This is a genomic window from Streptomyces sp. NBC_01334 (assembly GCF_035983595.1).
GTDB lineage: Bacteria > Actinomycetota > Actinomycetes > Streptomycetales > Streptomycetaceae > Streptomyces > Streptomyces coriariae.
Map to the genome: position 1 here is coordinate 6,597,611 of NZ_CP130718.1, position 26,299 is coordinate 6,623,909.

Consider the following 26,299-nt stretch of genomic DNA (forward strand, 5'->3'; position numbering starts at 1 on the left):
GAGCAGGGAACCCAGATGGCGGAGCTCACGATCCGGCCGGAGGAGATCCGGGATGCGCTGGAGAACTTTGTCCAGTCGTACAAGCCGGACGCGGCCTCGCGCGAGGAGGTCGGTACGGTCACCCTTGCCGGCGACGGCATCGCGAAGGTCGAGGGCCTTCCCTCGGCCATGGCCAACGAACTGCTGAAGTTCGAGGACGGCACCCTCGGCCTCGCGCTCAACCTCGAAGAGCGCGAGATCGGTACCGTCATCCTCGGCGAGTTCAGCGGCGTCGAGGAGGGCCAGCCGGTCACCCGCACGGGAGAGGTCCTGTCCGTCGCCGTCGGCGAGGGCTACCTCGGCCGTGTCGTCGACCCGCTCGGCAACCCGATCGACGGCCTCGGCGAGATCGAGACGTCCGGCCGCCGTGCCCTGGAGCTCCAGGCTCCGGGTGTCATGGCCCGTAAGTCGGTCCACGAGCCGATGGAGACCGGCTACAAGGCCGTCGACGCGATGACCCCGGTCGGCCGTGGTCAGCGTCAGCTGATCATCGGTGACCGCCAGACCGGCAAGACCGCCCTGGCCGTCGACACGATCATCAACCAGCGCGACAACTGGCGCTCCGGTGACGTGAACAAGCAGGTCCGCTGCGTCTACGTCGCCATCGGCCAGAAGGGCTCGACCATCGCCTCCGTGCGTGGCGCCCTCGAAGAGGCCGGCGCGCTGGAGTACACGACCATCGTCGCCGCCCCGGCGTCCGACCCGGCCGGCTTCAAGTACCTGGCGCCGTACACCGGTTCGGCCATCGGTCAGCAGTGGATGTACGAGGGCAAGCACGTCCTCATCATCTTCGACGACCTCTCGAAGCAGGCCGACGCCTACCGCGCCGTGTCGCTGCTGCTGCGCCGCCCGCCGGGTCGTGAGGCCTACCCGGGCGACGTCTTCTACCTGCACTCCCGTCTGCTGGAGCGCTGCGCGAAGCTCTCCGACGACCTGGGCGCCGGCTCGATGACCGGTCTGCCGATCGTCGAGACGAAGGCCAACGACGTCTCGGCGTTCATCCCGACCAACGTCATCTCCATCACCGACGGCCAGTGCTTCCTGGAGTCGGACCTGTTCAACGCCGGTCAGCGCCCCGCGCTGAACGTCGGTATCTCCGTCTCCCGAGTCGGTGGTTCCGCGCAGCACAAGGCGATGAAGCAGGTTTCCGGCCGTCTGCGCCTCGACCTCGCCCAGTACCGTGAGCTGGAGGCGTTCGCCGCCTTCGGTTCCGACCTGGACGCCGCGTCGAAGTCGCAGCTGGAGCGCGGTCAGCGACTGGTCGAGCTGCTCAAGCAGGCTCAGTACCAGCCCATGCCGACCGAGGACCAGGTCGTCTCCGTGTGGGCCGGTACCACCGGCAAGATGGACGACGTTCCGGTCGCCGACGTCCGCCGCTTCGAGAAGGAGCTCCTGGAGTACCTGCACCGCAAGGAGCAGGGCCTCATGACCTCCATCAAGGAGGGCGGCAAGATGTCGGACGACACCCTCATCGCCATTGCCGACGCGATCGCCGAGTTCAAGAAGCAGTTCGAGACCTCGGACGGCAAGCTTCTCGGCGAGGACGCCCCGGCCGCGGCCAAGTGACGTAAGGAAGGGACCTGACTCATGGGAGCCCAGCTCCGGGTCTACAAGCGTCGCATCCGATCCGTCACCGCGACCAAGAAGATCACCAAGGCGATGGAGATGATCGCCGCCTCGCGTGTCGTCAAGGCACAGCGCAAGGTGGCGGCCTCCACGCCGTACGCGACCGAGCTCACCCGCGCGGTCACGGCGGTCGGTACCGGCTCGAACACCAAGCACCCGCTGACCACGCAGGCCGAGACGGTCGTGCGGTCCGCGGTGCTGCTCCTGACGAGCGACCGTGGTCTCGCCGGTGCCTTCAACTCCAACGCCATCAAGGCCGCGGAACAGCTGACGGCACGCCTCGAGGCCGAGGGCAAGCAGGTCGACACGTACATCGTCGGCCGGCGTGGTCTCGCGCACTACAACTTCCGTGAGCGCAAGGTCGTGGAGTCGTGGTCGGGCTTCACGGACGAGCCGTCGTACGCGGACGCCAAGAAGGTCGCGGGTCCGCTGATCGAGGCGATCGAGAAGGACACGGCCGAGGGTGGCGTGGATGAACTCCACATCGTCTTCACCGAGTTCGTCTCGATGATGACGCAGACGGCGCTCGATGACCGTCTGCTGCCGCTCAGCCTCGACGAGGTTGCCAAGGAGTCGGCGCCGAAGGGCGAGATCCTTCCGCTGTACGACTTCGAGCCCTCGGCGGAGGACGTCCTCGACGCTCTTCTGCCGCGGTATGTGGAGAGCCGCGTCTACAACGCTCTCCTCCAGTCGGCAGCCTCGAAGCACGCCGCCACGCGGCGCGCGATGAAGTCGGCCACCGACAACGCAGGAGAGCTCATCGAGACGCTCTCCCGCCTTGCCAACGCGGCCCGCCAGGCCGAAATCACCCAGGAAATCAGCGAGATCGTCGGTGGCTCCGCAGCCCTGGCCGACGCGACCGCGGGGAGTGACAGGTAATGACGACGACAGTTGAGACGGCCGTTGCCACGGGCCGCGTCGCCCGGGTCATCGGCCCGGTCGTCGACGTGGAATTCCCCGTCGACGCCATGCCGGAGATCTACAACGCCCTTCACGTCGAGGTCGCCGACCCGGCGAACGACGGCGAGAAGAAGACGCTGACCCTGGAGGTCGCCCAGCACCTGGGTGACGGCCTGGTCCGCACCATCTCCATGCAGCCCACCGACGGTCTGGTCCGCCAGGCCGCCGTCACCGACACCGGAACGGGCATCACCGTCCCGGTCGGCGACTTCACCAAGGGCAAGGTGTTCAACACCCTCGGTGAGGTGCTGAACGTCGACGAGACCTACGACGGTGAGCGCTGGACCATCCACCGCAAGGCGCCGAACTTCGACGAGCTCGAGTCGAAGACCGAGATGTTCGAGACCGGCGTCAAGGTCATCGACCTGCTGACCCCGTACGTCAAGGGCGGCAAGATCGGTCTGTTCGGTGGTGCCGGCGTCGGCAAGACGGTGCTCATCCAGGAGATGATCTACCGCGTCGCCAACAACCACGACGGTGTCTCCGTGTTCGCCGGTGTCGGTGAGCGCACTCGTGAGGGCAACGACCTCATCGAGGAGATGGCGGAGTCGGGCGTCATCGACAAGACCGCCCTGGTCTTCGGTCAGATGGACGAGCCCCCGGGCACCCGTCTGCGCGTGGCCCTGGCCGGTCTGACCATGGCGGAGTACTTCCGCGATGTGCAGAAGCAGGACGTGCTGTTCTTCATCGACAACATCTTCCGCTTCACCCAGGCCGGTTCCGAGGTCTCGACCCTGCTCGGCCGGATGCCCTCCGCGGTGGGCTACCAGCCGAACCTGGCCGACGAGATGGGTCTCCTCCAGGAGCGCATCACCTCGACCCGTGGTCACTCGATCACCTCGATGCAGGCGATCTACGTCCCCGCGGACGACCTGACCGACCCGGCCCCGGCCACCACCTTCGCCCACCTCGACGCGACGACGGTTCTCTCCCGTCCGATCTCCGAGAAGGGCATCTACCCGGCCGTGGACCCGCTGGACTCCACGTCCCGCATCCTGGACCCCCGCTACATCGCGGCGGACCACTACAACACCGCGATGCGCGTCAAGACGGTCCTGCAGAAGTACAAGGACCTCCAGGACATCATCGCGATCCTCGGTATCGACGAGCTGGGCGAGGAGGACAAGCTCACCGTCCACCGTGCCCGTCGCGTGGAGCGCTTCCTGTCCCAGAACACCCACGTCGCCAAGCAGTTCACCGGCGTCGACGGGTCGGACGTCCCGCTGGACGAGTCGATCACCGCGTTCAACGCGATCATCGACGGCGAGTACGACCACTTCCCGGAGCAGGCGTTCTTCCTGTGCGGTGGCATTGAGGACCTCAAGGCCAACGCCAAGGAGCTCGGCGTCTCCTGAGCCTCGTGCTCTTGAAGAGGGGCGGGTGCGTCCCGCCCCTCTTCGTACGCCCACGCCGTATCTTCCGGGGGACACCCCCCGGACCCCCGGCAGAGTCCTGGGGCGGGACCCCGACACTTTGGTGCTCGGAGCCCTACTAGACTTATACGCAACACCCGGCAGGAAAGCCGGGTGGTGACCCGAGGAGCCACCTTGGCTGCTGAGCTGCACGTCGCGCTGGTCGCGGCCGACCGAGAGGTCTGGTCCGGCGAGGCCACCCTGGTCGTCGCGCGCACCACGTCGGGCGACATCGGCGTCATGCCCGGTCACCAGCCGCTGCTCGGTGTGCTGGAGTCGGGCCCGGTGACCATCCGTACGAGTGATGGTGGAACGGTCGTCGCCGCGGTGCACGGCGGTTTCATCTCGTTCGCGGACAACAAGCTGTCGCTGCTGGCCGAGATCGCCGAGCTTTCGGACGAGATCGACGTCCAGCGCGTGGAGCGGGAACTCGAGCGCGCGAAGGCGGAGGGCGATGCCGCCGCCGAGCGTCGCGCGGACGTACGACTGCGTGCGGCGGCCTCGCGCTGAGCCAGCGTGTAACCGCTTGACGTCACTCAGCCGCGGTCGGCACCGGAGCAATCCGGAGCCGACCGCGGCTGAGGCAGATATGGATGTTTTTTCCGTTCCGTTACCTATTTTCGGTACCTAGGAGACGAGGAGGTCGGTGTCGATGGTCCTCGCTCTGACTGTGTGCGGAATCGTCGTGGCCCTGGTGGCGCTGGGGTTGTTCGTCTTCGGCCTGCGCCGCAGACTCATCCAGCGGTCCGGCGGCACCTTCGACTGTTCCCTGCGCTGGGACGTCTCCGAGAAACCGGACACGAGCGGCAAGGGCTGGAGCTACGGGGTCGCCCGCTACAACGGCGACCGCATCGAGTGGTACCGCGTCTTCTCGTACGCCTACCGCCCGCGCCGGGTCCTGGAGCGCGGTTCGATCGAGGTGGCCGGCCGCCGTCTTCCCGAGGGCGAGGAGGAGCTGGCGCTGCTGTCCGACGCGGTGATCCTCACCTGTGTGCACCGGGGCACGCGTCTCGAACTCGCGATGAGCGAAGACGCGCTGACCGGATTCCTCGCGTGGCTCGAGGCAGCCCCGCCCGGACAGCGAGTGAATGTGGCGTAGCCGCCGCATTCACTCGCTGGGTGGGGGCCCCGGACGAAGTCTGGGGAGCGTCAATGTCGCTTCATCACGCGAACTTTTCTACGACGGTTACGACAGTCCGCTGTTGATGGCGCTCACCAGCTCGCCGTTGGTGGTGTCGCCGCTGAACTCCCAGAAGAACGCGCCGCCCAGGCCCTGGTTCTTGGCCCAGGTCATCTTGCCGGCGATGGTGGCCGGGGTGTCGTAGGACCACCAGTTGCTGCCGCACTTCGCGTACGCCGTGCCGGCGATGGTGCCGGTGGCCGGGCAGGACGTCTTGAGGACCTTGTAGTCCTCGATGCCCTGCTCGTACGTGCCGGCCGCCGGGCCCGTGGCCGTGCCGCCCGGGGCGTCCTGGGTGACACCGGTCCAGCCGCGGCCGTAGAAGCCGATGCCGATGAGCAGCTTGCTCGCGGGTACGCCCTTCGCCTTGAACTTGGCCATCGCGTCGGCCGTGGTGAATCCGGCCTGCGGGATGCCGCTGTACGAGGTGAGCGGGGAGTGCGGGGCCGTCGGGCCCTGGGCCGCCCAGGCGCCGAAGAAGTCGTACGTCATCACGTTGTACCAGTCGACGTACGCCGCCGCGCCCGCGTAGTCGGCCGCGTCGATCTTGCCGCCGGTGGAGCCGTCGGCGGTGGTGGCCGCGGTGACCAGGTTGCCCGTGCCGAACTTGGCGCGCAGGGCCTGCATCAGGTTCTTGTAGGCCGCCGCCCCGCTGGTGTCACAGGACAGGCCGCAGGCGTTCGGGTACTCCCAGTCGATGTCGATGCCGTCGAAGACGTCGGCCCAGCGCGGGTCCTCGACCAGGTTGTAGCAGGACTGCGCGAACGCCGCCGGGTTGGCCGCGGCCTGGGCGAAGCCGCCGGACCAGGTCCAGCCGCCGAAGGACCACAGCACCTTGATGTTCGGGTACTTGGCCTTCAGCTGGCGCAGCTGGTTGAAGTTGCCGCGCAGCGGCTGGTCCCAGGTGTCGGCGACGCCGCTGACCGACTGGTCCGCGGTGAAGGCCTTGTCGTAGTCGGCGTAGGAGTCGCCGATCGCGCACTGGCCGTTGGTCACGTTGCCGAAGGCGTAGTTGATGTGCGTGATCTTCGCGGCCGAACCGGACGTCACCAGGTTCTTGACGTTGTAGTTGCGGCCGTAGATGCCCCACTCGGTGAAGTAGCCGAGCTTGACCTTGGAGCCGGTGGTCGGGGGAGTGGTGCCGCCGCCGGTGGTGTGGACCGCGACCGCGCCGCTGACGGGGCCCGTCTGGTCGGCGGTGTCACGGGCCTGGACGGTGTAGGAGTAGTCCGTGCCGGCCGTCAGACCGGTGTCCGTGTACGAGTTCGTCGTGACCGTGGCGACCTTGGCGCCGTCGCGCAGGACGTCGTAGTTCTTGACGCCCTTGTCGTCGGTGGCGGCGGACCAGGTCAGCTTCACCGAGGTGTCGGTGAGGGCGGAGGCGGTCGGGGTGCCCGGGGCGGACGGGGAGGCGTCGCCCGGGACCGTCGTGCCGTCGCAACTGTCGCCGTTGAGCTTGCAGTTGGACGGGGAGCCGGCGCCCGCGCCGTTGAAGCCGAAGGAGACGGAGGCGCCTGCGGCGAGGCTGCCGTTCCAGGACTTGTTCTTGGCGGTCCAGTGGGTGCCGGAGGACGTGACGTCGGCGTCCCAGGCGGAGGTGACGGAGGTGCCGGAGGGGAAGTCCCACTCGACCGTCCATGAACTGATGGCGGTGGTGCCGGTGTTCTTCACCGTCCACCTGCCCTCGAAGCCGGTGCCCCAGTCCGATGCCTTGGTGTAGGTGGCGGTGGCGGTCGTGGCGGCCTGAGCGGGGCTCGCGAGGCCGACCAGGCCGGCCAGCGGGAGCAGCAGCGTCGCGAACCCTGCCGCGGCTCTGTGTCTGAAGCGCATCCTGCGCCTCCTCGGGGGAGTCGGGGGGCGTGACTGAGCCTTCACGCCCACGGTGCCGCGAGAATAGAAAGGTCTGGACCACAGGTCAATAGGTCTGGACCACTGCGGCCCGCTAAACCTCCGGAGCCCCTTCGGATCCCGCCCGGATCCCCAACTCCTGCGCCAGCACCGCCGCTTGCACCCGACTGCGCAGCTCCAGCTTCCCCAGCAGTCGGCTGACGTGCGTCTTCACCGTCGCCTCCGCCATGTCGAGGCGCCCGGCGATGTCGGCGTTGGACATCCCCTCGCCCAGGCAGGCCAGCACCTCGCGCTCGCGCCGGGTGAGGGCGTCCAGGACGGCGAGGTCGGCTTTCGGCGCCCGCACCGGCTTCGCGGCGAACTCGGCGATCAGCCGGCGGGTCACCGCGGGAGCGATCAGCCCCTCTCCGGCGGCCACCGTACGGACCGCCGACAGGAGGTCCCCGGCCTCCGTGTTCTTCAGCAGGAACCCCGCCGCACCCGCCCGCAGTGCCCCGAACACGTACTCGTCGTGGTCGAAGGTGGTCAGCACCAGCACGTCGGCGAGCCCCTCCTCGACGACCTTCCGGGTCGCCGACACCCCGTCGAGACGTGGCATCTGAACGTCCATCAGGACCAGGTCGGGCCGCAACTCCCGGGCCAGCGCCACCGCCTGCTCCCCGTCCGCCGCCTCGCCCACCACCTCGATGTCGGACGCGCTGCCCAGGATCAGGACGAGCCCGGCGCGTACGGCGGACTGGTCCTCGGCGACGAGGACCCGGATGGCGGAGCTCATAGGGGCTCTCCTTCGGTAAGGGGGAACGTGGCCCGCACCGTCCAGTACGAGTCCTCCGGCCCGGCGTCGAACGTGCCGTCCAGCAGCGCCGCGCGCTCGCGCATGCCGACGAGCCCGGCGCCGGAGCCAGGGGCGCGGGGCCCGTCCCGATGGCCGTACGGGCTCCGCACCCGCACGTCGAGCACCCCGTCGCGCCGGACGAGGGCGACGGTGACCCGGCCGGGACAGGCGTGCTTCAGCGCGTTGGTCAGCGACTCCTGGACGATCCGGTAGGCGGCGAGTTCGACGGGGGTCGGCACCGCACCGGGCTCGGAGTCGAGGGTGACGTCGAGACCATTGGCGCGGGCACCGTCGACGAGAGCCTCCAGGCCGTCCAGGGTGGGGGCCGCGGCGGGCTCGCGGTCCCCGCTGCCGTCGCGCAGGATCCCGATCAGCCGCCGCATCTCCGCCAGCCCCTCGACGCTGTTCTCGCGGATGACGGACAGCGCCTGTCTGGACGTGTCCGGGTCGTCGATCGAGAGCGCCGCCGTCGAGTGGATCGCGATGGCGGACAGGTGGTTGGCGACCATGTCGTGCAACTCCCGCGCCATACGGGCCCGTTCGGTCGTGACGGCCTGGGTGCGGTCCATCTCGGCGAGCAGCGCGGTCTGTTCGGCCCGCAGTCGGGCCGCCTCGGCCGCGTCGCGGTGGTTGCGCACGATCCAGCCGGTGGCGGCGGGCGCGTAGGCCACGATGCCGACCACCACCCCGATCAGCAGGGCCTCCGGCACCCGCCACACCGCGAAGGGCACCAGCGTCCCGGCCACCGTCAGCAGTCCGGTGATCCACTGGATCCGGCGGGCCGACGCGAGCGGGCCGTACAGGACGGCCGCGTACATCACGTCGGTGTACATCAGCACCGTGAACAGGTTGCCCTGGGTCAGGGTGTCCAGGACGATCGCGGCCGTGCCGATCAGCAGGGCCGTGCGCGGCGCGACCCGGCGCAGCACCTCGCAGCCGGCCATCACGCAGAGCGGCACCAGGACCGGCCAGGGGCCGTCCAGGAGCGCGATCGGATCGTCGGACGGCCGGGTGCCCAGACCGATGGCGACCAACAGCAGCCCACCGAGCAGCCCGCCGACCGCGATGTACACGTCGAAGCGGTGCGGTCGGCGCAGGCGGTGCAGCTCTCGGACGGCCATGTCCTCCATCCAACACGCCCCGCCTCCCGTCCGCCTGCTTCCCGGGAACGGTCCCGAACTGCATCTTTCGATGTACCGCGAGTTCGTCACCGCCGACGACGAGACCGGCCCTTCCGCCCGGGAGCCTGGAAGGGTGAGCGAGAGGAGCGAACCGTGATCGTCGGACTGATCATCGCCTGTGAGGTGGCCTTCTGGGTGCTGCTGGCCGCCGGACTGGCCTTCCGGTACCTGTTCCGGATGCCGCGTCTGGGGCTCGCCCTGCTGCTGTGCGAGCCGCTGCTGGAGGTCGTGCTGTTCGTGGTGACCGCGATCGACCTCAAGAACGGCGCCGAGCCGGACTGGCGGCACGGCCTCGCCGCGGTCTACATCGGCTTCACCGTGGGCCTCGGCCACTCCACCGTCAGGTGGGCGGACGCCCGGGTCGCCCACCGGTTCGCCGGCGGCCCGCCGCCCGTGCGGCCGCCGAAGTACGGCAGGGCCCGCGCCGTCCACGAATGGAAGGTCGCGGGCCGCTGGACCCTTGCCGCGCTGGTCGCCGTGGCGCTGCTCCAGGCAGCCGTCCTGTACGTCGGCGGGGACGGCGAGACCGACTCGTTGCGGGCGTGGCAGTTGCGGATGCTGTGGGTGATCGGCATCAACCTCGTCATCGCGGGGAGCTACACCCTGTTCCCGAAGTCCGGACCGAAGTCGGAACCGAAGTCCGGACCGAACGGCGGACCGAACGGCGGATCGGAGCGGGAACCGGCCAAGATGCGCTAGCGCTCCCCGCCCGGCACCCAGAGCACGTCGCCGACCGCCTTGTTGGCGGTGCGGGCCAGGATGAACAGCAGATCCGAGAGCCGGTTGAGGTAGGTCGCGGTGAGCGGGTTCATTTGCTCACCGTGCACCTCCAGCGCCGCCCAGGTGGAGCGTTCGGCCCGCCGGACGACCGTGCAGGCCTGGTGCAGCAGGGCCGCGCCCGGGGTGCCGCCGGGCAGGATGAACGACCGCAGCTTCTCCAGCCGCTCGTTGAACAGGTCGCAGTCCGCCTCCAGACGGTCGACGTAGAACTGCTCGACCCGCAGGGGCGGGAACTCCGGGTTCTCCACCACCGGCGTCGACAGGTCCGCGCCCACGTCGAACAGGTCGTTCTGGACCCGGGTGAGCACCACGCCGAGCTCCTCGTCCAGTCCGCCCAGCGCGAGCGCCGTGCCGAGCGCCGCGTTCGCCTCGTTGACGTCGGCGTACGCGGCGATCCGCAGGTCGGTCTTGGCGACCCGGCTCATGTCGCCGAGAGCGGTGGTGCCCTGGTCGCCGGTCCTCGTGTAGATGCGCGTCAGATTGACCATGCGGCCAATCTAGACCGTCCCGGAGGATCCGTTCCGTTCCCTTCGTCACTGCTGTCGGCGCCCGGTCAGTCCCGGTCCAATCGGCGTGAATCGGACAGTAATTGACGACGTGACCGGCGTCTCACGCCCTGAGACGTGAGCCGCGTTACTAACCGGTCACACAGCGCCTCACGCCCGCTAATCTCCCGCCGAGAGGCATGCGGAGCGGCTGCGCCGGATGGTTGACGCCGGTGACATCGGACGCCTGAGCGGGCAGGGCTTCTACAAGCACCGAAACCGCACAGGCCCCATGGGCCTCACCCCTGCGAGTGAATTCGGTATCGGTTCGCTCACAGACGGCAACCTCCGACCGCTTCCCGCAGTCAGAGGATGCAACACCGGACACCACCACCGCGGAGCACGAGACGCACGCTTAGGGGAGCGCTATGCACATCAGGGGCGACCACGTAGAGCTGGTCGTCGGGGGCCGTCTCGACGTCCGCAGCGCGGCGGATGCCCGTACGGCTCTGCACACGGCCGTGGACGACGGAGTCGGCGACCTGGTGCTCGACCTGTCCGAGCTGGACTCCTGGGACGCCACCGGACTCGGCGTCATCATGGGCGTCCACCGGCGGGCCGGCCGGTGCGGCCGACGCCTGGTGCTGCGCGGGGTGCCTCCGCAGATGCAACGCCTGCTGGTGGCCACCCGACTGCACCGGATCCTCGCGATCGAGGGCGGTATCGGCGTGGAGTCCCTGCCCCGGGTCTGATCCCCGAGGGGGCGTGGCCTGCGGCGGAAAACATGCGACGGGCGCAATCCTCACGAGACTGTGACGCTTCGGGCGGCCCGGCACCCCGGGCTGTCCTAGATACTGTGCGAAGGTTTACGGTTCGTCTGCCCGCCGCTCTCAGCCCTCGAGCGGGCACCGGACCAGAAGCGACAGCGCAGTGTGCAGCAAGGCCGGGAGGGGCTACCGCCACACGACGCTTTTGGGGGGCTTGAACCTATGGACCCGAACACCCGGGGACCCGAGGAGTACGGCCAGGACGACGACGGCGGCACGCCGCGCCCGCGCCCGTCCAGGGACCCCCTCACACCCGACTTCGGCCAGCACACGCCGACGCTGGCCCGCACCGTGCGGCTCGTCGCGGGCGAACACCTGCTCACGGTCAATCCGGTCGACGGCAGCGAGATAGAACTCTGCCCGCCCACCGAGATACCGGAGCGCCCCGCCAAGCGCACCGCGGAGCAGCGTGCCGAGGCCGAGCGCGCCGCCCGGCCGCCGGCCCCCGCCGGAACCGCCCGGCCCGCCCAGCCGCTCCTGGGCCGCCAGGACGAACGCGAACAGCTGGTCCGCCTGCTGGCCCGCGGCCGCTCCGTCCGCCTCACCGGCCCGCCCGGCTCCGGCCGCACCAGCCTGCTCGACCTCGTCGCCGAGGACTGCGAGGACCTCGCCCCCGACGGCGTCGTCCGCCTCACCGGCTTCCGCCGCACCTCGGCCGACCTCCTGCACGACCTCTTCCACGCCGTCTACGACGCTCCCCTGTACCGCCCCGCGAGCGACGACCTGAGTGCCCTGGTCCGCGAGATCGGCGCGGTCGTCGTGGTCGACGACCTCGACCTCGGCGGCGCCGCCCTCGACGAACTCCTGGACGCGACGCCCGAGTGCGCCTTCCTGCTCGGCGCGACCCCGGACACCCCGCTGCCCTCCGCGGAGTCCGCCGTCGAGGAGGTCGTCCTCACCGGGCTGGACCGCGCGGGCGGCGTCGAGGTGATCGAGCACGCCGTCGGCCGCGTCCTCACCGAGGAGGAGGCCAACTGGGCCGGCGACCTGTGGTTCGAGTCCGAGGGCCTGCCGCTGCGCTTCGTCCAGGCCGGCGCCCTGCTCTCGCAGCGCGACCAGCTGCGGGCCGGCGCCGACGCGGTCGACGTGTTCGGTGTCTTCGAGGACGCCCGGCCGCTCGCCGACGCCGTCGACGGCCTCGCCGGAGCCGGCGAGGCCGAGGAGATACCCCTGCCCTCGCTCGGCGAGGCCGCCGCGCCCGCGCCGCTGCTCGCCGCCCGCCTCAGCGCCTCCGCCCGCGCGACGCTGCGCTTCGCCGTCGCCCTGGACGGTGAGGTCCCGCACCAGGCGCACCTGCCCGCCCTGGTCGGCGACACCCACGCCGACGCCGCCCTCGGTGAACTGGCCGCCTGCGGACTCGTCTCCCCGGTCGGCACCCGCTACCGGCTCGCCGCCGGCGTCCAGACCCAGCTCGAGGCCGCCGGATACGCCGACGACGTCGAGACCCGCGCCCACTCCGCCGCCCAGCACTACGCCTGGTGGGCCGGACATCCCTCGGTCACGCCCGAGCGGGTCTGCGCGGAGGCCGACGCCGTCCTCGCCGCCCTCGTCGTGATCGTCCCCACGACGACCCGAACCGGCGAGGACGAGGAGTCCACCGCCGTCCAGCTCGCCCGCACCGCCGCGCCCGCCTTCGCCGCGGGCCTGCGCTGGAGCGCCTGGGAGAGCAGCCTGCACGAGGGCGCCGAGGCCGCCCGGCTCGCCGGGGAGTCCGCCGACCGTGCCTACTTCCACCACGAAATGGGTGTCCTCGCCCTCTGCGGCGGAGACCTCGACCGGGCCCGCTCCGAGCTGGAGGCCTCCCTCGCCCTGCGCGGGGCGATCGCCGACAAGCGCGGGACCGTCGCCGGCCGCCGCGCCCTCGCCCTGGTCACCGACCGCTCCGGGGATGCACCCGGTCTTGCGGCGGCGACGGCAGGCGAGGAGGTGCCCGACGCCCGCCACGAGGAGTCGGCGTCCCCGCCGCGCGGCATCCAGGCGGTGCTCCCGACCTACCCGCCGGAGGCCGAGACCGTCGTCGCCCGCCGTGAGCCCGCCGGCCCGCCGGCCCGTCACAACCGGGGCGGCCTGAAGAGCCTGGCCAAGCGCAACCTGGTCGCGGCCGGCGCGGGCGCGCTGCTCGTCGCCGTCCTCGGCACGGTCGTGACGCTCGGCGCGACCTCCAACAACGACGCCGACGACCCTTCTGACCGGGTCGGCGTCAACCCCTCCGCCAGCACCGGCCTGGACGACGGCGGCCTGGACTCCGACACCCCGGGGGACGACAGCGGCTCCGCCGACACGGGCGAGGCGACCAGCAGGCCGACGGACCCGGGCCCGGACGGAACGATGGGCACCTCGGACGACCCGTCCCCCACGGGAGAGGCGGAGCCGTCGTCGGAGGCGAGCAGCTCACAGGGGTCGGGGAACGGTGGGTCGTCCCCGACGCCGACCTCGAAGCCGTCGTCGAGCACGAGTCCGAAGCCCTCGTCGTCACCGTCGTCGTCGCCGAGTTCGTCCAGCTCGCCGAGCACGACGCCTCCGACCGGGACTCCCGACCCGACCGGCGGAACCCCCACCGGAGACCCGTCCACCGGGACCTCCGCCAGCGGTACCACCTCAAGTGCCCCGGTGTCGCCGAGCAGGGCGGACTCGACGCCCTCCTCCTCGGACTCGATGATCTGAGCCTCCAGGCACATGAAAGGGCCGGGTTCCTCTTCGGGAACCCGGCCCTTCGCGTCGTACGGGTCGGTGGGTCAGAACAGCCGCAGCTTGTCGTCCTCGATGCCCCGCATCGCGTTGTAGTCCAGGACCTGGCAGCCGATGCCGCGGTCGGTGGCGAGCACGCGGGCCTGGGGCTTGATCTCCTGGGCCGCGAAGACACCGCGCACCGGGGCGAGGTGCGGGTCGCGGTTCAACAGCTCCAGATAGCGCGTGAGTTGCTCGACGCCGTCGATCTCGCCGCGTCGCTTGATCTCCACCGCGACTGTCTGCCCCTCCGCGTCACGGCACAGGATGTCGACCGGGCCGATGGCGGTCATGTACTCGCGGCGGATGAGGGTGTAGCCCTCGCCGAGGGTCTCGATGCGGTCGGCGAGCAGTTCCTGAAGGTGTGCTTCCACGCCGTCCTTGATCAGGCCGGGATCGACGCCGAGTTCGTGCGAGGAATCGTGGAGGATCTCCTCCATCGTGATGATGAGCTTCTCTCCGCCCTTGTTGACGACGGTCCAGACGCCTTCCTCGTCGCCCGTGCCCTCCTTCAGCGTGCAGGGCGGCGACATCCAGTTCAGGGGCTTGTAGGCCCGGTCGTCCGCGTGGATCGAGACGCTGCCGTCCGCCTTCACCAGGATGAGACGGGGCGCGGAGGGGAGGTGGGCGGTGAGCCGGCCGGCGTAGTCCACGGAGCACCGGGCGATGACGAGACGCATGGTGCACAACGCTATCCGACGCCCCACCGGGCACGCGATTCGCCCGCCCGTCTCCCCACCCCCACCCTCAACCGACGCCCCTTCCGGCCCGCCCCTTTCGACCTGGTAACCCATCGTTCGGCAGCAGCTCGACAGTGGCCGATTGTGTGCCTACTTGGAGTTCCCTATGTGCCCATTCTCCTGGTGCGGTCACGGTCCGTTGCCTACCGTAGTGAACGGGAGGTCGCGATGCGTGTACTCAGCGTGTGCGATGTTTCGGCATGCGAACTCCCTTTCCCTGTCCGGCAACCCCTGATGTCCCGGGGGTGCGAGAGGAGTACCCATGTCGCTCGACGTCTCACCGGCCCTACTCGAACAGGCCGAGCGAGGCGAGGTCGACGAAGCAGAATTCGTCGACTGCGTCCGGACCTCCCTGCCCTACGCATGGGAGATGGTCAGCTCCCTGGTGGCCCAGCTGAAGGTGGACGGCGGAGACTTCGCCGACAACCAGACGCCCCCGCCGGACGAGCAGGCACGCGGGCAGTTGCTGCGCGCGCTCGCGAGTGACGCCATACGCGGCGCGCTGCAGCGGCACTTCGGTGTGCGGCTGGCCTTCCAGAACTGCCACCGGGTGGCGGTGTTCCCGTTGGAGCCGGCTGTCGACGAGAAGCTCGCCCGATTCACCTCGGTCCGCAGCCAGGTGCTGAACCAGTCCCCGGAATTCCGGGACTGCTGACACGTGAGCCTGTTGCTTGCCGCTCCTGACGCGGGAGGTTCCATCAGTACGGGAGCGGCAAGCCTCGCGGCCGGCTGGGCTGTTCACCGGAGGTGGGGGAGCACCTCCGAGCCCAGCCGCCGTACGTTCTCCTCGGTGGCCGCCAGGTCTCCGGAACCCTCGACCAGCAGGGCGAAACGCGAGATGCCGGTCCGCTCGCCGGTCGCCGCGAGCCGGTCGACGCACAGACGCGGGGTGCCCACCGGGTGCAGCCCGCAGAGCAGTTCGGTGTATGCCACCGGGTCCCGCATGGAGCGGGCCCGGCCGTCCACCGTCACATGCGCGTCGAGCCCCTGCCGCAGCCAGCCCGGCATCGCCTTCACCAGGGTCTCCACCGCGTCCGTGCGCCGGTCCGCGATCTGGCAGACGCCCGCCGAGACATGCGCCGCGCCCCGGATCTCGTCCCCGGACCGCCCGGCCGCGCGCGCGTACTGCCGCCACGCGGCGACCATCTCGGCCTTCTCCTCGTCCCCCACGTGCATGCCGAGGAGCATCGGCAGCCCGCGCTCGGCGGCCAGCCGTACGCTCGCCGGCGAGGTGCACGCGACGACGACCTCCGGGCCCGACCCGTCCGTCAGCGCCTCCGACGGCCTGGGGACGACGGGGACTTCGCGGAAGCGGAACCGCTCGCCGTCGGCCCCCACCGAGGGGTCGCGCAGCCAGCGCACCAGCAGATCGAGTGATTCCGGGAACCCCTGCTCGTACGCCTCCAGGCCCGCGCCGAACACCTCCAGGTCGACCCACGGGCCGCCGCGCCCCACGCCCAGCGAGAAGCGGCCGCCGCTCGTCAGGTGCAGCAGCGCGGCCTGCTCGCCCAGCGCGACGGGGTGGACGGTGGGCAGTACGCTGACCGCCGTGCCGACCCGGATGCGGTGGGTGCGGCCCAGCAGCAGCGCGGCGAGCGTGACCGCCGACGGGCACGTGCCGTACGGCACGAAGTGGTGCTCGGCCAGCCAGACCGAGTCGAGGCCCGCCTCCTCGGCCACCTCGGCCGAGCGGACCGCGCGGTGCAGCGCCTCTCCCTGCCCCTGGCCGGGGAACTGGGCTCCCAACACGAAACTTCCAACGCGCATGGACTTTCCTGCTTCCTTGGCTCCGACACGGAGCTCCCCCACCCGGCATAACCGTCTGACACGTGCCGAGGACACGGCCTGGCGGAGAGATTTGCGGATTGTCTGGAGAATGGGGCGTCGGGGAGGGCGACTTGTGGGGGCTCGCTGCCCTACGGGTACCCGCGCGCACGCCGCGTAGGCTGGACGGCAACCCTGCTCCCTGTATAGCCCCGTGAGGTGTCCCGTGTCCCCGCGTCGCAACCGCCCCAAGGGTGAGGGCTCGTCCGGCCAGAGTGCCGAGGACGACCGCGCGAGCCGTTACGGCGGCTGGCAGTCGGGGGAGAGCTGGCAGGGCGAGCAGTGGAGTGTGCGGCACGTGGCCGGTGCGAGCGCCCAGGGCAAGGCGTACCGGTGCCCGGGCTGCGACCAGCTGATCCCCGACGGCGTGCCGCATGTCGTCGTCTGGCCCGAGCACGCGGGCGTCGACGACCGTCGGCACTGGCACAAGGCGTGCTGGAACGCACGGGACCGCCGCACCCCGGGGGTGCGGCGGTCCCGTAACGCGCCGAAGTTCTGACCGTCAGCCGTCAGCCGTCAGCCGTCAGCCGTCAGCTGTCAGCTGTCAGACGTCGCGCTTCTCCAGCAGGGCGAAGGCGCCGCCGAGCACGGCGGCGGTCACGCCGAGCGCGATCCACAGCGGGTCCCAGCCGCTCGGCCCGCTGTCGGAGAGCGAGGACGAGTAGAAGACGCTCAGCTGGTTCGGGATCGAGTACTCGAACAGGGCCTGGCGCAGGTCCTCCAGCGAGGACGAGAACATGAAGATCGCGATGACCAGCGGGGCCAGCAGGACGCCGATCATGATGGTGATGGCGCCGGCCGAGTGCCGGATGATCGAGCCGACGGCCAGCGAGATCAGTCCGAGCAGCGCGATGTAGAGCGACACTCCGAAGGTGGCCTTGAGCCACTCCGAGCCGGTCGGCTGCCGGGCGTCGCCCAGCATGCCCACGTCCACCATGGCGACGAAGCTCGAGGACACGAGCGTCACGACGAACGCGACGGCGAAGAAGACGACCGCCTTCGCGGCGAGCACCCGGCCGCGGGACGGGCAGGCCACCATCGTGGTGCGGATCATGCCGGTGCCGTACTCCGAGGCCGTGGTCAGCACGCCGAGCGTGATGACGCACATGCTGCCCAGGAGCAGCCCGAAGAAGCCGAACGACAGGGCGGTGTCGCCCGCGAGGTCGCCCTCGGTCGCGTTCGCGGCGACGACCGCGCCGGCCAGCAGTCCGATGCCGATGACGAGCAGCACGAACACGCCCAGCGTCCACATCGTGGAGCGCACCGAGCGGATCTTCGTCCACTCCGAGGCGATGGCGTGCCCGAGGTGCGTGCGCACGATCGGGATCGGCGAGGTGTAGGCGGGGCCGGCCGCGGCGTACGCGGGACCGGGCGCCCCCTGCCAGGCGGGCGCGGCCTGCGGCGTCGGGTGCTGCGGGGTGCTCATCGGGCGTCCTCGGACTTGGTCGGGGCGGCGTCGGGGGCGGGAGCGTCGGGAGCGGCCGGGGCCGGCTCGGCCGGGGCGGCCACCGGGGCGGGCGCGGACGGTGCCGCCGCCGGCGACGCGGCGGCCGGCTGGCCCGGGGCCTGTGCGGGCGCCTGCACGTACGGGTTGGCACCGTTCGGGCCGGGTGCCGTGGCCGGGCCCCCGGGGGCGCCGTACGCCCCGTAGGAGGCCGCCGGGGGCGCCTGGGCCGGCTGCTGCGGCGGCGCGTATCCGGGGTGCTGCGGGGGCGGCGGGGCGTACCAGCCCGGCTGGCCCTGGCCCGGCACCGGCATGGGCGGCTGTGCGCCGGGCGCGAGCTGCTGCTGGAGGCCGGCCTTCTGGTCGATGGTGGACCGGTAGTCGACGGCGCCCTGCGTCATCCGCATGTACGCCTCTTCCAGCGAGGCCTGGTGCGGCGACAGCTCCCACAGGCGTACATCGCTCTCGTGGGCGATGTCGCTGATGCGGGGCAGCGCCAGCCCGGTCACCCGCAGCGCGCCGTCCTGCTCGGGCAGCACATGGCCGCCCGCCTCGGTGAGCGCGGAGGCCAGCTTCTCGCGCAGCTGGGGTTCGGTGTGCGGGGTGCGGACCCGAGCGAAGTCCGCGGAGTTGGCCGAGATGAAGTCCTTCACGCTCATGTCGGAGAGCAGCTGCCCGCGCCCGATCACGATCAGGTGATCGGCGGTCACCGCCATCTCGCTCATGAGGTGGGAGGAGACGAACACCGTGCGGCCCTCGGCGGCCAGCGACTTCATCAGGTTGCGGACCCAGAGGATGCCCTCCGGGTCGAGGCCGTTGACCGGCTCGTCGAAGAGCAGCACCTGCGGGTCGCCGAGCAGCGCGGCCGCGATGCCGAGCCGCTGGCCCATGCCCAGGGAGAAGCCCTTGGAGCGCTTGCGTGCCACGTCCTGGAGGCCGACCACGCCGAGCACCTCGTCGACCCGCCGGGCCGGGATGCCGGACAGCTGGGCCAGGCTCAGCAGGTGGTTGCGGGCGTGCCGGCCGCCGTGCACCGCCTTGGCGTCCAGCAGGGCACCCACCTGGCGGGCGGCGTTCGGCAGCTTGCGGTACGGGTAGCCGCCGATCGTCACCGTCCCGGAGGTGGGGTTGTCCAGCCCGAGGATCATCCGCATGGTGGTCGACTTGCCCGAGCCGTTGGGCCCGAGGAAGCCGGTGACGGCGCCGGGCCGCACCTGGAAGGAAAGGTTGTACACAGCGGTCTTGTCGCCGTAGCGCTTGGTCAGGCCGACTGCTTCGATCATGCTCCGCACCCATCGAAAGGTTCAGGACAGCAGGGCACACGCCCCCGTAAGGGTTAGGAGGATATCGGGGCGCTGACGGTTCCGCTCAAATGAAAGCAAAGACCAAAGCGTTACGCGTCGCGTTTCTTCAGCAGGAGGTAGCCGCCCGCGAGCGCGGCGAGGGCCCACACGGCCATGATGGCGAACCCGCCCCAGGGCCCGTACGGGGTGTCGTCGTCGATCGGAGTGACCACCTGCATGATCTTGCTGCCGGCCTGGTCGGGCAGATACCGGCCGATCTTCTTCGTCGCCGAGACGTTGCCGAGGATGTTGGAGATCAGGAAGAAGAACGGCATCAGGATGCCGAGCGACAGCATCGGCGAGCGCAGCATCGTGGCCACGCCCATCGAGAACACGGCGATGAGCGTCATGTACAGACCGCCGCCGATGACCGCCCGCAGGACTCCGGTGTCCCCGATCGACGCCTTGTGGGAGCCGAGCATGGCCTGCCCCAGGAAGAAGGTGACGAAGCTGGTGGCCAGCCCCACGGCCAGCGCGAGCCCGGTGGCCACCGCGATCTTGCTGAACAGGAAGGTGCCACGCTGCGGCACGGCGGCCAGCGAGGTGCGGATCATGCCGGTGCTGTACTCGTTCGACACGACCAACACCCCGAACACGATCATCGCGAGCTGACCGAGGCTCATCCCGGCGAAGCTGATGAAGGTGGGGTCGAAGGAGAGCCGGTCGTCGCGGCTCATGTTGTCGAACTCGTTCCTCGACAGCGCAGAGATCAGCATGCCGAGGGCGATGGTGACCACCACGGCGAGCGAGAGCGTCCACACGGTGGAGGCCACCGACCGGATCTTGGTCCACTCCGACCGGATGACCTGGGTCGCCGCCATCATCAGCTCCTCGTCCAGTCGTCGCCCCACTGCGGTCCGGGCTGCTCGACCTGTTCGAGTGGGCCGGGGGGCGTGTCGGTGTGCGCGTGGTACTCCACCGACTCCGCGGTGAGCTGCATGAACGCCTCCTCCAGGGAGGCCCGCTGGGGGCTCAGCTCGTGCAGCACGATCTGGTGCTGCGCGGCCAGCTCCCCGATGTGCTCGGACTTGTCGCCGTCGACCTCCAGCACCCCGCTGCCGGACTCGACGACCAGGACCCCGGCGCCGTGCAGCACGTCGAGCAGCCGCTCCCGCTGCGGGGTACGGATACGGACGTACGAGCGCGAGTTCTGCGCGATGAAGTCGGCCATCGAGGTGTCGGCGAGCAGCCGCCCCTGCCCGATCACGATCAGGTGATCGGCGGTCAGGGCCATCTCGCTCATCAGGTGGGAGGAGACGAACACGGTCCGCCCCTGCGCGGCCAGCGACTTCATCAGGTTGCGGATCCAGTGGATGCCCTCGGGGTCGAGGCCGTTGACCGGCTCGTCGAACATCAGGATCCGCGGGTCGCCGAGGAGCGCGCCCGCGATGCCCAGCCGCTGCCCCATCCCCAGCGAGAACCCCTTGGCCTTCTTCTTGGCCACGGAGGTGAGACCGACGGTGTCCAGCACCTCGTGCACCCGGCTCTTCGGGATGCCGTTGCTCTGCGCCAGACACAGCAGATGGTTGAAGGCGCTGCGCCCGCCGTGCATGGCCTTGGCGTCCAGCAGGGCGCCGATGTACCTGAGGGGGTCCTTCAGCCGGTCGTAGTGCTGGCCGTCGATGCGGACGTCCCCGGCGGTCGGCCGGTCGAGGCCCAGCATCATCCGCATGGTGGTGGACTTGCCCGCGCCGTTGGGACCGAGGAAGCCCGTGACGATGCCCGGTCTGACGGTGCAGGTGAGGTTGTTCACCGCGACCTTCTCGCCGTACCGCTTCGTCAGGCCAGACAGCTCGATCATGCGGCCACGCTAAAGCGCGACAAAGCCCTCTGCCACCGGAGTGGCAAAGGGCTTCGCCGATGTTCGGTCGCCGTACCCGTGGACGTTACCGGGACTGCTGCGCCGGGACCCCGCGGGAGATCGGCTCGTCGTCCGTGGACGGCGTGCCGGCCGCGGCCACCGCGGCGCCGGTCAGCGTGGCGAGCATCTCGCGGACGTTCGTCAGCTGGGCGTTGATCGAGTCGCGGCGGTTGGTGAGGGCCGCCAGCTCGCGCTCGGACTCGGAACGGATGCGGTCCGCCTTGGCATTGGCGTCGGCCACGATGTCCTCGGCCTGGCGCTGCGCCGTCTCGACGGTCTGACGGGCCCGGCGCTCGGCGTCGGTGCGCAGCTTCTCGGCCTCCAGACGCAGCTGCTCCGCGCGGTGCTCGATCTCCGCGAGACGCTTCTCCGCCTTCTGCTGACGGGACGCCAGGTCGCGCTCCGACTGCTCGCGGCGCTTGGCGAGGTTGGTCTCGAAGTCGGCGGCGGCCTGCGCGGCCTTGGCGCGGGTCTCCTCGAAGAGGGCGTCCGCCTCCTCACGCTTCGACTGCGCGTCCTTCTGCGCCTCGGAACGCAGCTGCGACGCGTCGCTCTTGGCCTTCTCGACGATCCGGACGCCCTCGTCCTCGGACTTGGCCTTGCGCTCCGCGGCGAACGACTCCGCGTCGTTGCGCACCTGCTGAGCCGCCGACTCGGCGAGCTCACGGTGCTGCTCGGCCGCGCGCCGGGCCTCCTCGCGCAGATCCTTGGCCTCTTCCTCGGCGAGGCGGAGGATCTTCTCGACACGCGCGCCGAGACCGGCGTACGACGGCTCCGCGTCGCTTACCTGAGCCTGGGCGTTCTGCGTCTCGAGGTGGAGCTCCTCGATGCGCTTTTCCAGAGCAGTGATACGAGCCAGAGCGCTGTCACGGTCGGAGACGAGCTTCGAGATGCGGTCGTCCACCTGCGCGCGGTCGTACCCACGCCGCACAAGCTCGAAGCCGTAGGGGGAAGTGTCGCTCATGGGGTTCCTGTCGAATGAGACCGGTGAGGTGATAGGTGGAATCCTAGGGGCCTGAGCGGTGTGTCATCGAGCGTATGCGTGTTTGATCTGGAGAATGACACCCCTTTTGGGTGGCTGAGCGGCGGAGCGCTTGCCAAAGGTCCGGTCAAAGGCCTCAGACTTTAACGCAATTCACACATTCCGCTAGCTGTCCGACGCCTTCCCACCCGATCGGGGCGCTCCGATGGCGGCGCCCGCTTTGACGCCTCCGTCCTTGCCGCCGGTCGGCACCTCGAAGGATTCCAGCGCCTCCAGCACGTCCTGGACCCGGGAGATCTCGGCGTTGATGTCCTCACGCCGGCGCACCAGGACCTCCAGCTCGCGCTTGCCCTCCTCGACCGTGCGCCGCGCCTCGCGGATCGCCTCGGCCTTGAGCTCCTCGGCCTCCCGCACGAGCGTCGCCTTCTTCTGCTCGGCCTCCTTGAGCAGCCCCTCGGCCTTCTTCACGGCGGCGATACGGACCTTGCCCGCCTCGGAGTTGGCGTCCGACACCAGCTCCTTCGCCTTCGCCTGCGCCTTGGCGAGCTGCTCCTCGGACGCCTTGATGAGCGCGTCGCAGCGGTCGCCGGTCGACTTCATCGTCTCGGCGGCCTCACGGCGGGCCCGCTCGTGCAGCCCCTCGATCTCGCTCGTGATGCGGTCGCGCAGCTCCTCCGCCCGCTCCCTTATGGCGGTCGCGTCCCGGCGGGCGCCGACCAGCAGTTCGTCGGCGTCCGTACGGGCCTTCTCCACCCGGGAGTTCCCGTCGACGGTCGCCTCGGAGACCAGTCGCTCGGCCTCGTTGCGGGCCGCGCCGACCATCGAGTCGGCCTGCGCCTCCGCGTCCGCCGTGACCTGCTGCGCCTGCTGCTGCGCCTCCGTGAGCAGCTTGTCCGCCTCGGCCGCGGTCTCCGTGATGAGCGTGTCGACCTGCTCGGCGGCCTCGGAGCGCCGCTTGTTGGCCTCCTTGCGGGCCTCGTCCAGCGTCGAGTCGGCCTCTTCGCGGGCGACGCTCATCAGACGGTCGGCCTCCGCGGCCGCCTCCGTCCTGACGCGCTCGGACTCGGTGCGGATCCGCTCGGCGTGCTGCTGCGCGGAACCCACCGTCTCGGCGGCCTCGGCACGCAGCCGCTCCGCGTCCCCGGCGGCGTCCGAGATCAGCTTCTCCGCCTTGGCGACCGACTCGGCCCGCAGCCGGTCGGCCTCCGCGATCGTCTCGGACTGGAGGCGCTCGGCCTCCGCGATGGTCTCCGTCTGGAGCCGCTCCGCCTCGTTGCGGGCCTCGGTGATGAGGGTGTCGGCCTGCGTCGCCGCGTCCGAGCGGATGCGGTTGGCGTCGTCCCGGGCGTCCGCGCGGGTGCGCGAGGCGTCCTGGTCGGCCTGGGCGATGGCGTCCGAGGCCTCCGTGCGGACCCGCTGGGCGTGCGCGGACGCCTCCGAGCGCAGCCGCTCCGCCTCCGCGATCGCCTCGCCGACGGTCTGCTCGGCCAGCGCCTGCGCCGCCTCCGACGCCTCGCTCGCCTCACGCCGGACCCGGTTCGCGTCCTCTGCCGCCCGCTCCTGCACCGCGTAGGCGTCGGAACGGACCCGGTCCGCCTCCTCCTCGGCCTCGCGCCGGGTGCGCTCCGCCGCGTGCTCGGCGGCGGACCGCAGCCCGTTGATCTCGTCCTGCGCCTGCTCGTGCAGCCCGGCGACGGACTCCCGGACCTGCTGCGCGTGCTGCTCGGCCGCCGACACCATCTCGCCGGCGCGCCGGTCGGCCTCCTCGACCAGCCGGACGGCCTCGGTCTGCGCCTCCTCCACGCGCTTGCGCGCCGAGGCCAGCAGTTCCTCGCTCTGCCGACGGGCCTGCTCGCGCTCCTGGTCGGCCTCCTGGCGGGCGGAACCGAGGAGCTCCTCGGCCTCGCGGCGGCGCCGGAGCGCCTCCTCCTGGGCGGCGGCCAGCGTCTCGGACGCCTCGGTGGCGAGCCGCTCGGCGGCGGCCTGCGCCTCCGCGCGCACCCGATCGGCGGTGTCCTGCGCCTCGGACTTCAGCCGCTCCGCCTCGGCGGCGGCCTCGGAACGCAGCCGTACCGCGACGGCCTCTCCCTCGGCGCGCGAGGCGGACGCGTCGGCGGCGGCCTCGTTGCGCAGCCGGTCCACCTCCGCGGCGGCCTGCTGCTGGAGGGTGCGGATCCGCTCCGCGGCCTCCGAGCGCAGCCGGTCGGTCTCCTCGCCGGCCTCGCGGCGGATCCGCGCGGCCTCCTCGCGGGCGTCGGTCAGCGCCTGCTCGGCGGAGGCGAGCCGGGCCTCCGCCTCGGTGTGCAGCCGGGTCAGCTCCTCGGCGGCCTCCGCCTGCCGGGCCTCGACCCCGCGTTCGGTCTCCTCGCGCAGCTCGCGCGCGGCCTCCTCGGCGTTCGAGGTGATGGTCTCGGCCAGCTCCACCGCCTCGTCGCGCTGGCGCTCGGCCTCCGCGCGGGTGCGCTCCAGGGTCTCCTCGGCCTGCCGGCGCAGCGTGGTGGCGCGCTCGATGGCCTCGGTGCGCACCTTCTCGCTGTCCGAGGTGGCCTTCTGGCGCAGCTCGTCCGCGTCGGCCTTCGCCTTGGACAGCAGCTCCTCGGCGGTCCTGGCCGCCTCCTCGATCTGCTGGACGGCCTCCTTGCGGGCCTCCGCGCGGATCTTCTCGCCCTCGGCGACCGCGTCGGCGCGCAGCTGCTCGGCCTCGCCGCGCAGCCGACGGGCCTCCTCCTGGAGCTCGACCGTCTTGGCGCGGTACTCCTTGGTGTCGTCCTTCGCCGAGCCCTTGAGCTCCTCGGCGATGTCGTGCGCCTCGGCCCGCAGCCGGTCCGCCTCGGTCTCCGCCTCACGGCGGATCCGCTCGGCCTCCTCGGCGGCGGCCTTGGTGGTGTTCTGCGCGTCCTCCTGCGCCCTGTTCAGGACGTCCTCGGCTGTCTTCGCCGCCTTCGACAGCTGGGTCGCGCTCTCCTCGGCGGTGAGCGTGCGGGCCTTCTCGGAGGCCTCCGCGACGATCTTCTCGGCCTCGGTGCGGGCGTCGGCGACGAGCTGCTCGGCGGCCTCCTTGGTCGCCTCGGCCTCCTTGGTGGCCTCGGTGACCAGCCGGGCGACCTGCTCCTTCGCCGTACGGGTGCGCTGCTCCTTGGCCGCCTCCGCGCCGGCGAGCGCCTTCTCGGCGGTGGCCTTCGCCTCCGTGAGCACCTTGTCGGCCTCGGCCTGCGCCTTGCGCAGCGCCTCCTCGGCCTCGGACATGCGCTGCTCGGCGGCGCGACTGAGCTCACCGGCCTGCCGGCGGGCCGCGTCGGCCTCCGTGACGGTGGAGGTGCGCAGCTGCTCGGCGTGGTCGCTGGCCTCCTGGGCCTGGCTGGAAGCGGCGTTCAGCAGCCGTTCGGCGTCCGTGCGGGCCCGCAGCAACAGCTGCTCGGCCTCCGCGCGGGTCGCCTCGGCGTCCGCCTGGAGCCGCTGACGGGCCTCCGCCGCCACCCGTTCGGCCTCGGCGCGGGCGGCCGTCAGGGCCTGCTCGGCCTCGGCGCGCGACTCGTCGAGCAGCCGGCGCGCCTGAGCCTCGGTGCGGGCCCGCAACTGCTCGGCCCACGCCACGTTCTCGTTGACGTGCGACTCGACGTTCTGCCGGCGCTCGGCCAGCTCCTGGTCGAGCTGCTGACGACGGGCCACCGCCTCCTGGTGCAGCTCCGCCTGGAGCCGGGCCGCCTGTTCGGCGTGCTCCTGGAGGATCCGCTGCGTCTGCGCCCGGGCCTGACTCAGCTCCCGTTCGGCGTCCTGCCGCAACTGGTCTGCCTGCATCTGCGCGTTACGCAGCATCTGCTCGGCCTGGTACCCGATGTCGCCGCCGTCGAAGGCGGGCCGGGACATGATGGTGCGCCGCGCCTCGTGCAACTTGGCGCGCAGCACCTCGACCTGGTAGCCGAGGTCCTCGGCATGCTGGATCGCCTTTTCCCGCTCGGTCTTCAGCCGCTTCATCTCGGCTTCGAACCGAGTCAGGTGGTCGACGTCAGCCGCCGGCTCCCGCTCCTGGCTCTCGTAGCCCCGCACTGCGCGGTCCCATCCGTCCCTGGTCGCAAGCTTCCCGAACGAGCTCCGTCCATCCGCCGAACGGGGCTCCCGGGGAATGGTGTCAGATCAACGGCGGAGCACGGGCTGCTGCCCCGACGCTCGCCCCCCGAAACCCGGACCCCGGCTGCGTCCCACCG

Annotated in this window: 22 protein-coding genes; 10 read left to right on the top strand and 12 right to left on the bottom strand. The window is 70.9% G+C overall.

Translation table 11 applies throughout. From position 1 onward, the window contains the following. Window positions 1-15 precede the first annotated feature (15 nt). From atpA to OG736_RS29810, 5 genes are all read left to right on the top strand, one after another. Window positions 16-1,605: a F0F1 ATP synthase subunit alpha gene (atpA, locus tag OG736_RS29790; RefSeq protein ID WP_267018398.1), complete on the top strand. Its 1,590-nt coding sequence runs from the start codon at window positions 16-18 to the stop codon at window positions 1,603-1,605. A gap of 21 nt (window positions 1,606-1,626) precedes the next feature. Continuing rightward, a complete protein-coding gene (locus tag OG736_RS29795) occupies window positions 1,627-2,544 on the top strand; it encodes a F0F1 ATP synthase subunit gamma (RefSeq protein WP_314218882.1) in 918 nt (305 codons plus the stop codon). Next, window positions 2,544-3,980: a F0F1 ATP synthase subunit beta gene (gene atpD / locus OG736_RS29800; RefSeq protein ID WP_327185112.1), complete on the top strand. Its 1,437-nt coding sequence runs from the start codon at window positions 2,544-2,546 to the stop codon at window positions 3,978-3,980. The genes OG736_RS29795 and atpD overlap by 1 nt, the downstream gene beginning before the upstream one ends. Before the next feature lie 192 nt (window positions 3,981-4,172). After that, on the top strand, window positions 4,173-4,547 hold the full coding sequence (locus OG736_RS29805) for a F0F1 ATP synthase subunit epsilon (RefSeq protein WP_057584029.1): 375 nt from the start codon (window positions 4,173-4,175) through the stop codon (window positions 4,545-4,547). Between the two features lie 142 nt (window positions 4,548-4,689). Then, window positions 4,690-5,136, top strand: a complete 447-nt coding sequence (locus OG736_RS29810) for a DUF2550 domain-containing protein (RefSeq protein WP_020131174.1) — start codon at window positions 4,690-4,692, stop codon at window positions 5,134-5,136. An 87-nt stretch (window positions 5,137-5,223) separates the two neighbouring features. Here the strand turns inward: OG736_RS29810 and OG736_RS29815 are convergent, their stop codons facing one another. The 3 genes from OG736_RS29815 to OG736_RS29825 all read right to left on the bottom strand — a co-directional run bounded on the left by OG736_RS29815 (window position 5,224) and on the right by OG736_RS29825 (window position 9,030). Continuing rightward, window positions 5,224-7,047, bottom strand: a complete 1,824-nt coding sequence (locus tag OG736_RS29815) for a glycoside hydrolase family 18 chitinase (protein WP_327185113.1) — start codon at window positions 7,045-7,047, stop codon at window positions 5,224-5,226. 112 nt (window positions 7,048-7,159) lie between these two features. Further along, window positions 7,160-7,840 carry a response regulator gene (locus OG736_RS29820; RefSeq protein WP_327185114.1) on the bottom strand — a complete coding sequence of 227 codons (681 nt, stop codon included), beginning with the start codon at window positions 7,838-7,840 and terminating at the stop codon, window positions 7,160-7,162. After that, entirely contained in the window at window positions 7,837-9,030 is a 1,194-nt protein-coding gene (locus OG736_RS29825) for a sensor histidine kinase (protein WP_442817092.1), read from the bottom strand. The genes OG736_RS29820 and OG736_RS29825 overlap by 4 nt, the downstream gene beginning before the upstream one ends. 144 nt (window positions 9,031-9,174) lie before the next feature. On the opposite strand from OG736_RS29825, the gene OG736_RS29830 reads away from it, so the two are divergent. Next, entirely contained in the window at window positions 9,175-9,780 is a 606-nt protein-coding gene (locus tag OG736_RS29830) for a hypothetical protein (protein WP_327185117.1), read from the top strand. Here OG736_RS29830 and OG736_RS29835 read toward each other — a convergent pair. Further along, window positions 9,777-10,349, bottom strand: a complete 573-nt coding sequence (locus tag OG736_RS29835) for a cob(I)yrinic acid a,c-diamide adenosyltransferase (protein ID WP_327185118.1) — start codon at window positions 10,347-10,349, stop codon at window positions 9,777-9,779. The genes OG736_RS29830 and OG736_RS29835 overlap by 4 nt on opposite strands. A gap of 425 nt (window positions 10,350-10,774) precedes the next feature. On the opposite strand from OG736_RS29835, the gene OG736_RS29840 reads away from it, so the two are divergent. Both OG736_RS29840 and OG736_RS29845 read left to right on the top strand, forming a co-directional pair. Further along, window positions 10,775-11,098, top strand: coding sequence for an STAS domain-containing protein (locus tag OG736_RS29840; protein WP_020131168.1), 324 nt, complete (start codon window positions 10,775-10,777; stop codon window positions 11,096-11,098). A 237-nt stretch (window positions 11,099-11,335) separates the two neighbouring features. After that, window positions 11,336-13,837 (top strand): ATP-binding protein, encoded by a 2,502-nt coding sequence (locus OG736_RS29845; protein ID WP_327185119.1) that lies wholly within the window; start codon window positions 11,336-11,338, stop codon window positions 13,835-13,837. Window positions 13,838-13,908: 71 nt separating this feature from the next. Here OG736_RS29845 and nucS read toward each other — a convergent pair whose 3' ends face one another. Next, window positions 13,909-14,580, bottom strand: coding sequence for an endonuclease NucS (nucS, locus tag OG736_RS29850; protein ID WP_327185120.1), 672 nt, complete (start codon window positions 14,578-14,580; stop codon window positions 13,909-13,911). 322 nt (window positions 14,581-14,902) lie between these two features. Here nucS and OG736_RS29855 point away from each other — a divergent pair, with 322 nt between their 5' ends. Then, window positions 14,903-15,295 carry an SCO5389 family protein gene (locus tag OG736_RS29855; RefSeq protein ID WP_020131165.1) on the top strand — a complete coding sequence of 131 codons (393 nt, stop codon included), beginning with the start codon at window positions 14,903-14,905 and terminating at the stop codon, window positions 15,293-15,295. A gap of 83 nt (window positions 15,296-15,378) precedes the next feature. Here the strand turns inward: OG736_RS29855 and OG736_RS29860 are convergent, their stop codons facing one another. After that, window positions 15,379-16,407, bottom strand: a complete 1,029-nt coding sequence (locus OG736_RS29860) for an LLM class flavin-dependent oxidoreductase (RefSeq protein WP_327185121.1) — start codon at window positions 16,405-16,407, stop codon at window positions 15,379-15,381. A gap of 223 nt (window positions 16,408-16,630) precedes the next feature. Here OG736_RS29860 and OG736_RS29865 point away from each other — a divergent pair, with 223 nt between their 5' ends. Continuing rightward, window positions 16,631-16,963: an Rv1322 family protein gene (locus OG736_RS29865; RefSeq protein ID WP_020131163.1), complete on the top strand. Its 333-nt coding sequence runs from the start codon at window positions 16,631-16,633 to the stop codon at window positions 16,961-16,963. Between the two features lie 45 nt (window positions 16,964-17,008). Here the strand turns inward: OG736_RS29865 and OG736_RS29870 are convergent, their stop codons facing one another. The 6 genes from OG736_RS29870 to scy all read right to left on the bottom strand — a co-directional run bounded on the left by OG736_RS29870 (window position 17,009) and on the right by scy (window position 26,141). After that, window positions 17,009-17,890, bottom strand: coding sequence for an ABC transporter permease (locus tag OG736_RS29870; RefSeq protein WP_327185122.1), 882 nt, complete (start codon window positions 17,888-17,890; stop codon window positions 17,009-17,011). Then, window positions 17,887-19,191: an ABC transporter ATP-binding protein gene (locus tag OG736_RS29875; protein ID WP_327185123.1), complete on the bottom strand. Its 1,305-nt coding sequence runs from the start codon at window positions 19,189-19,191 to the stop codon at window positions 17,887-17,889. The genes OG736_RS29870 and OG736_RS29875 overlap by 4 nt, the downstream gene beginning before the upstream one ends. A gap of 110 nt (window positions 19,192-19,301) precedes the next feature. After that, window positions 19,302-20,072, bottom strand: a complete 771-nt coding sequence (locus OG736_RS29880; RefSeq protein WP_327187746.1) for an ABC transporter permease — start codon at window positions 20,070-20,072, stop codon at window positions 19,302-19,304. Between the two features lie 2 nt (window positions 20,073-20,074). Beyond that, window positions 20,075-21,052: an ABC transporter ATP-binding protein gene (locus OG736_RS29885; RefSeq protein WP_327185124.1), complete on the bottom strand. Its 978-nt coding sequence runs from the start codon at window positions 21,050-21,052 to the stop codon at window positions 20,075-20,077. A gap of 85 nt (window positions 21,053-21,137) precedes the next feature. Next, window positions 21,138-22,076: a coiled-coil domain-containing protein gene (locus tag OG736_RS29890; RefSeq protein WP_327185125.1), complete on the bottom strand. Its 939-nt coding sequence runs from the start codon at window positions 22,074-22,076 to the stop codon at window positions 21,138-21,140. Between the two features lie 183 nt (window positions 22,077-22,259). Next, window positions 22,260-26,141, bottom strand: a complete 3,882-nt coding sequence (scy, locus tag OG736_RS29895; RefSeq protein ID WP_327185126.1) for a polarized growth protein Scy — start codon at window positions 26,139-26,141, stop codon at window positions 22,260-22,262. Between the last annotated feature and the right edge of the window lie 158 nt (window positions 26,142-26,299).

Bases quoted from the DNA above. Each gene is read 5' to 3' on its own strand.
- atpA (WP_267018398.1), top strand. From the start codon at position 16: ATGGCGGAGCTCACGATCCGGCCGGAGGAGATCCGGGATGCGCTGGAG.
- OG736_RS29890 (WP_327185125.1), bottom strand. From the start codon at position 22,076: ATGAGCGACACTTCCCCCTACGGCTTCGAGCTTGTGCGGCGTGGGTAC.
- OG736_RS29810 (WP_020131174.1), top strand. From the start codon at position 4,690: ATGGTCCTCGCTCTGACTGTGTGCGGAATCGTCGTGGCCCTGGTGGCG.
- atpD (WP_327185112.1), top strand. From the start codon at position 2,544: ATGACGACGACAGTTGAGACGGCCGTTGCCACGGGCCGCGTCGCCCGG.
- OG736_RS29845 (WP_327185119.1), top strand. From the start codon at position 11,336: ATGGACCCGAACACCCGGGGACCCGAGGAGTACGGCCAGGACGACGAC.
- OG736_RS29815 (WP_327185113.1), bottom strand. From the start codon at position 7,047: ATGCGCTTCAGACACAGAGCCGCGGCAGGGTTCGCGACGCTGCTGCTC.
- OG736_RS29880 (WP_327187746.1), bottom strand. From the start codon at position 20,072: ATGGCGGCGACCCAGGTCATCCGGTCGGAGTGGACCAAGATCCGGTCG.
- OG736_RS29885 (WP_327185124.1), bottom strand. From the start codon at position 21,052: ATGATCGAGCTGTCTGGCCTGACGAAGCGGTACGGCGAGAAGGTCGCG.
- OG736_RS29860 (WP_327185121.1), bottom strand. From the start codon at position 16,407: ATGCGCGTTGGAAGTTTCGTGTTGGGAGCCCAGTTCCCCGGCCAGGGG.
- OG736_RS29840 (WP_020131168.1), top strand. From the start codon at position 10,775: ATGCACATCAGGGGCGACCACGTAGAGCTGGTCGTCGGGGGCCGTCTC.
- OG736_RS29825 (WP_442817092.1), bottom strand. From the start codon at position 9,030: ATGGAGGACATGGCCGTCCGAGAGCTGCACCGCCTGCGCCGACCGCAC.
- OG736_RS29855 (WP_020131165.1), top strand. From the start codon at position 14,903: ATGTCGCTCGACGTCTCACCGGCCCTACTCGAACAGGCCGAGCGAGGC.
- OG736_RS29820 (WP_327185114.1), bottom strand. From the start codon at position 7,840: ATGAGCTCCGCCATCCGGGTCCTCGTCGCCGAGGACCAGTCCGCCGTA.
- nucS (WP_327185120.1), bottom strand. From the start codon at position 14,580: ATGCGTCTCGTCATCGCCCGGTGCTCCGTGGACTACGCCGGCCGGCTC.
- OG736_RS29795 (WP_314218882.1), top strand. From the start codon at position 1,627: ATGGGAGCCCAGCTCCGGGTCTACAAGCGTCGCATCCGATCCGTCACC.
- OG736_RS29870 (WP_327185122.1), bottom strand. From the start codon at position 17,890: ATGAGCACCCCGCAGCACCCGACGCCGCAGGCCGCGCCCGCCTGGCAG.
- OG736_RS29835 (WP_327185118.1), bottom strand. From the start codon at position 10,349: ATGGTCAATCTGACGCGCATCTACACGAGGACCGGCGACCAGGGCACC.
- OG736_RS29875 (WP_327185123.1), bottom strand. From the start codon at position 19,191: ATGATCGAAGCAGTCGGCCTGACCAAGCGCTACGGCGACAAGACCGCT.